The 5,441-nt window shown below is 61.2% G+C and carries 5 protein-coding genes; 4 read left to right on the top strand and 1 reads right to left on the bottom strand.

Translation table 11 applies throughout. From position 1 onward, the window contains the following. Positions 1-337: 337 nt before the first annotated feature. Complete coding sequence (gene pdxR / locus A2J01_RS00820) at positions 338-1,732, bottom strand: MocR-like pyridoxine biosynthesis transcription factor PdxR (RefSeq protein ID WP_082900767.1); 1,395 nt, start codon at positions 1,730-1,732, stop codon at positions 338-340. Positions 1,733-1,779: 47 nt separating this feature from the next. Here pdxR and A2J01_RS00815 point away from each other — a divergent pair, with 47 nt between their 5' ends. The 4 genes from A2J01_RS00815 to A2J01_RS00800 form a co-directional block, all read left to right on the top strand. Next, positions 1,780-2,238 carry a carboxymuconolactone decarboxylase family protein gene (locus A2J01_RS00815; protein ID WP_064111498.1) on the top strand — a complete coding sequence of 153 codons (459 nt, stop codon included), beginning with the start codon at positions 1,780-1,782 and terminating at the stop codon, positions 2,236-2,238. A gap of 619 nt (positions 2,239-2,857) precedes the next feature. Then, a complete protein-coding gene (locus tag A2J01_RS00810) occupies positions 2,858-4,312 on the top strand; it encodes a hypothetical protein (protein WP_231915458.1) in 1,455 nt (484 codons plus the stop codon). Positions 4,313-4,441: 129 nt separating this feature from the next. After that, positions 4,442-5,140: a class F sortase gene (locus A2J01_RS00805; protein ID WP_042922789.1), complete on the top strand. Its 699-nt coding sequence runs from the start codon at positions 4,442-4,444 to the stop codon at positions 5,138-5,140. A gap of 77 nt (positions 5,141-5,217) precedes the next feature. Further along, a partial coding sequence (locus tag A2J01_RS00800; protein WP_156519133.1) for an SDR family NAD(P)-dependent oxidoreductase occupies positions 5,218-5,441 on the top strand: 224 nt, incomplete at its 3' end.

Raw genomic sequence — 5,441 nt, 5'->3', positions numbered from 1 at the left:
CTCGACAGGGTGTGGGAGAGTAGGACACCGCCGAACACACATTAGAGAAGCCCCCCAACCAGTACTGGTTGGGGGGCTTTCTCGTACCCAAAACACCCCCCGAAACATCCCGTCGCCGGCACCCTCTGATCGAGTGAACGGTACGTTCGTCGCCTCAGATCGACCGAACGTACCGTTCACACCATAAGGGGCGCGAGCACAGCCGACTCACCACCCCGTCCGGGACCGAGCGAACGACACGCTCACCCTCTTGGACGAGGGGAACGGTACGTTCACTCCATCAGGGCAGGGCAGGGCAGGGCAGGGCAGGTGAGCGGATGGGCAGATCCGACAGGCGTTATGGCAGAGCTGCCTGCAGCACCTCGCAGAGCACGTCCAGCGTCCTCGAGTACTGCGACTGCGTCGGCGTGCTGTAGCCGACGACGATGCCGTCACCGCCGACTGACGACACGTCGGGATGTCGGAAGACCGACAGCCCTTCGAGCCCGAGATCGCGCGCCTGGGCCGCTGCAAGAACAGATTGTTCGGTGCCGGAGGGCAGACGGATCACAGCGTGAAGTCCCGCGGAGATCCCCTCGACCCTGACCTGGGGTACTTGCTGCGCAAGTGTCGCGACCAGTTGATCGCGTCGTCGTCGGTACGAGGTGCGCATCTTTCGAATATGGCTGTCGAATCTTCCGGATTCGATGAAGTCCGCCAAGGTCAATTGATCCGTTGAACTTACCCAGCGTTCGTAGGGTCCCTTTGTCGCGAGGACAGGTTCGATCAGCCTGTCCGGCAACACCATCCATCCGATGCGAATGGCCGGCGACAGTGTCTTGCTGACAGTGCCCAGGTACGCAACGTGCTGCGGTGCGATTCCTTGGAGTGCACCGACAGGTTTTCTGTCGTAACGGAATTCGCCGTCGTAGTCGTCCTCGATGATGACGCCGCCCGTAGTCGTGGCCCATTCGAGAGCGGTCGCGCGCCTCGCCGGTGTGAGGGGACCGCCGAGAGGGAACTGATGGGTCGGCGTCAGCAGAACACTTTCAGCAGATGTAGAGGCCAATTCGTCTGTGCAAGTGCCTGATTCGTCAACCGATATGGGAACTGTCAGCAGCCCTTCGTCGGCGAGCAACTGCCGGTGCAGGTGAAGGCAGAAAGCGTCGACCGCAATCGTTCCTCCGAGTGCGCGGGCAAGGAGGGAAATCCCGTGACCCGAGCTGGCACTGATCACAATGCAGCTCGGATCGACGCGAACGCCTCTGGTGCGGCTCAGGTATGTGGTGAGGGCGTTTCGGAGTTCGACTCGGCCCCTGGGATCAGTAGTCGCGAACGCGTCGGTCGGCGCGGTGGTCAAAGCACGTCTGGCGGACGAAATCCATGCAGTGCGGGGAAACGCCGACGCGTCGGGCGATCCAGGGAGAAGGCTGTAGGTCCAGCGTCGTCGAGTCGGTGATGGCTCGACCTCGCGGGTGTGTGTGCTGGCGAGCGTGGCGACCAGGGTCCCGGAACCAGGCCGTGTGACAAGCCACCCAGCTGCGGCGAGCTCGGCATAGCAGTCCGCAACGGTGTTTCGGGCAACTCCGAGGTCGAGCGCGAGGGTGCGGGAAGGTGGGAGTCTGGTGCCGGGCTTCAACAGTCCACTGTCGATCGCGTCGCGAAGGGTCTGAAGCAGTGCAGCGCGAACCCCGATTCCCTGTGGCAGCTCGATATGTAGATCGAACCCAAGATTGGCCCACGAATTCACCACCGGATTGAACCATGTTTCCGGGTCTTTCCGGGATTACCGTTTGAGTTATGACTACAGCAACAGGACAAAGACTGGATATCGCAAAGCTGGCGCCCGAGGTCTACAAGGCGATGATTGCGTTGGATGCCGCTGCGCGCAAGGGGCTGGAGCCGACGCTCGTCGAGCTGGTCCTCACGCGTGCGTCGCAGCTGAATCATTGCCCATGGTGCCTGGACATGCACACTCGCGACGCCCGAAAGGTCGGCGTCACGGAGCAGAAGCTCTACCTACTGAACGCGTGGGAAGAAGCGCGAGGGATGTACTCCGATCGTGAACGAGCCGCGCTCGCCTTGACCGAGGCCGTGACAGTCCTCACCGACGGTTTCGTTCCGGACGAGGTGTACAGCGAGGCTGCCGGCGAATTCTCGGACGTGGAACTGGCTCAGCTCATCAGCGTCATTTTGACGATCAATGCGTGGAATCGCATTGCGGTTACCACGAGGAAGGCGCCTCCGGTCCGAGACTGATCCGAGGCCGTGCTCCGCTCTCCGGCAGGGCAGGGTTCCGCCGTCGGAGATCTGGATAATCGACGCAAAGAGGACCAAAAGATTGGTTCAGGGTGTGAACAAAACCAACAGATTCTTTGAATGTGAGGCAAATCACACAATGTGAGTGGAGATTGTTCTGGGGCATCTACAAGTTGCCCGAATCCCGACAAAGCAGTCTCGGTCGGAAGTTTCCGGCGAAGGGGTCCGCATAGCGGGCCCCTTCTTTTGCGCGCGAGCTGAAAACGCCCCTTCCTGTGAGTTTCCCCAGAATGTCCAAGTTACCGACTGGCTAGCGTTGGCGAAATGTCGGGAACGTCGCGGTTGGATGAGCAGATTTTGGGGGGATCGCGATTGTTGTGCGGTTGGACAAAGGTTCAGTCACCTTCATGGCTAACTCGTCATCCGAATGTCCAAGCTGCGCCCTGGGTGCTCGACGATTGGGTGATCTTTCTTGAAACATGCACTACATTGCCATTCAGTAACTGGCTGATTGCCAAAAGTGATCGGCTGATCCTCTCGGAAGTGAGCGCTGGGTGGCGTGGTATTGGGAATCCAGGCAACCGTCCCGCTACCGAAATGTCTTGAAAGGGAAGCTTTGATGACTGTGTCTGGTTCACGGCGTAGGCCGCTTGTTCTCCGGCTCTCGCTAACTGCAGCTATTGCCGTAACGGTCGCCGGTAGTAGCGTTGCTTTTGCTTCGCCAGCTGTGTCCGCGCCGATGCCGGTGCGAACCGCGGCCGCTCCGGCGTTCACCGCCGGGTTGTGTGAGGGCACCGAGTACACGCCCTCGGAGCAGATGCTCGACATCTCCGGCATTCGGCTGGATCACTACAACGACGGCAACATCGTGCCGATGTACGGCACCACCGATCGGGGTACCTCGGCCGCGGTGGATGCTCCGGTCTGCGGTGTCCGCGACGTCGACGGAATTGCGAAGTCGGAATGGATGTACTGCACGGACTTCGATCTCGATCCGTGTGCCGGTGTCGACGAGAACGGTTTGCCGGTTGACAAGCACAACGACGAGACGGGTGCGACGGTGCCGTCGTCGGGCAATCCCGATCTGTCAGCCGACGATCTCGCTGTCATCAGTTGGTTGCTGCAGAATCCCGCCAAACTCGACGGTGTCGTTTCGGGAAATGGCAGCGAGGATGCACGTTCGGCGCGGCAGACGCTTGTGTGGTGTGTCTCGGACTACGACAATCCGCTGATGGCCGATTTCAAAAGCCTGTGCGACAGGAACATCGGAGACGACGAGCGAGCTCGCATCGTCGAGATCATGAACGTCACGCAGACGCTCGACCTCGTTCGCAAGACACCCGCGACGGGGACTCTAAAGGCCGGCGAGACTGCCGTTTTCACCCTGAATACGAATATGTACCGGAAGCCGATCACTGTTCAGTCCTCGGCGGGCACCGAACTGACCGTCTGTGGTGACAACGCCAAGGCGACGTTGACTGCAAACCAACTGACGGTCGACGGCCGCGGCGACGCACCGACTGCTGTTGATCTTTGCCTCACCGCTGCGGCCGGCGGGGACTACTCGGTGACTGCAAGCGTCATTCCGGATTCGGTCGAGAACCTGCACTGGAACACGGCAGGCGCACAGTGCCAGATCTTCGCGTCGTTCGACACCGTTCGGCCGGCTTCGATGAATGCATCTGCCAGCGTCGGATATGCAGCAGCACCCACGACGACACCGGCAACGAGCACGCCGGCAACAACGACACCGGCAACGACCACACCGGCCACCACGACGCCTGCAACCCCGGTCGTTCCGATCGTGCCGATTGTTCCGATCGTGCCCATCGTGCCCATCGTGCCGATTGTGCCTGTAGTTCCGGGTGCACCTGTTCCGTCGCAGCCGGTTGCAACTCCCGCAACTCCGGCGCCGTCGGCTCCGAAGCCGGCCACTGGCCCCCGCCCGGTTGCCATCGACGGTGGTGCTGCTGAACAGAATTCAGGCCGCAACGTCGCCGTCGCAGTGACGGGCCTCGGGCTTGTCGGAATGGCTGCTGCCGGAGCAGTTGCTCTCCGCCGCAAGCGATCCTGACACCAGGCACGTGTAGTAGACGTCGGCACCGATCACGATTCGTGTGATCGGTGCCGACATTGATCAGACGCAGGGGGCGTCAATTCGCACGAGGTGCCGGGGGCGCCTCATCCCGCAGGAGACAGTTCGATGACCATGTACGAGTCGGATCCCAATCCATCCAATCCATACGACGATCCCAACCACGATCAGCCCGCGAGTCCAGGCAAAGGGCGTCGTGTCGCGTTCATTCTGGCTCTCATCGCGGTGTTGGTCGCCGGTGCTTCCATGGCCTTCGTCGGCCTGCGATCCTCCGATGACGATGCTGCGATCCCGCCGAGTCCGGGAGTTGTCATGTCGCACTCCGTGAATCCGGCAACGCCTACGGATGCGTTGATGACTCCCAACACCCTTTCGCTCGACCCGGTCGGTGTTCAGGCGCCGATCGTGGACGCCACCGTGCCGGAAGGAGTTCTCACTCCGCCGGAGAACGTCAAGAACGTCGGAATCTGGCTCGACGGTGCATCTCTCGATTCCGCCACCGGCACGACCTTGATTGCCGGACACGTCAATCTGACCGGCCAGGGTAACGGCGCGCTGTTCGACCTGGGCACGATCGAGCCGGGTGAAGTGATCCGTACATCCGACGCGACGGGTAAGAGCACGTCGTGGAAGGTGACTGCGGTGACGACGCGCCCGAAGGCCGATGGTGTGGAGGAAAGCGTGCTGGCCGGCCCGGAGGGCCCTCGTAAGTTGGCAGTCGTAACCTGCGGCGGCGAACTGCAATTCGAGGACGGTGTGGGCAACTACGCCGACAACGTCTACCTGTACGCGGATCTGATGGTCTGAGACACAGGAATGATTCCGACGGTCCCCGATCCCTCTTCGTAGAGATCGGGGACCGCCTGTTGGATAGTGTCGCAGGTATGGATCTTCACCTGTCTGGAAAGCGTGCGATCGTTGCCGGTGGTAGCAAGGGGATCGGTCTGGCAATCGCCAGAGGTCTGGCCGCTGAAGGGGTCGACATCGCGATACTCGCGCGCACTGAGCGAACCGTCGTAAGCGTTGCACGAGATTTGGTTTCGGAGTTCGGAATTCGTGCGATCGGAGTCGTGACGGATACGCGAGACGACGACGCGGTTCAGGCGTC

The organism is Rhodococcus sp. EPR-134 (assembly GCF_001647205.1).
Classification (GTDB): Bacteria; Actinomycetota; Actinomycetes; order Mycobacteriales; family Mycobacteriaceae; genus Rhodococcus_F; species Rhodococcus_F qingshengii.
Note: the sequence above shows the minus strand (reverse complement) of the source record. Positions and strands in the feature narration are given on the sequence as shown.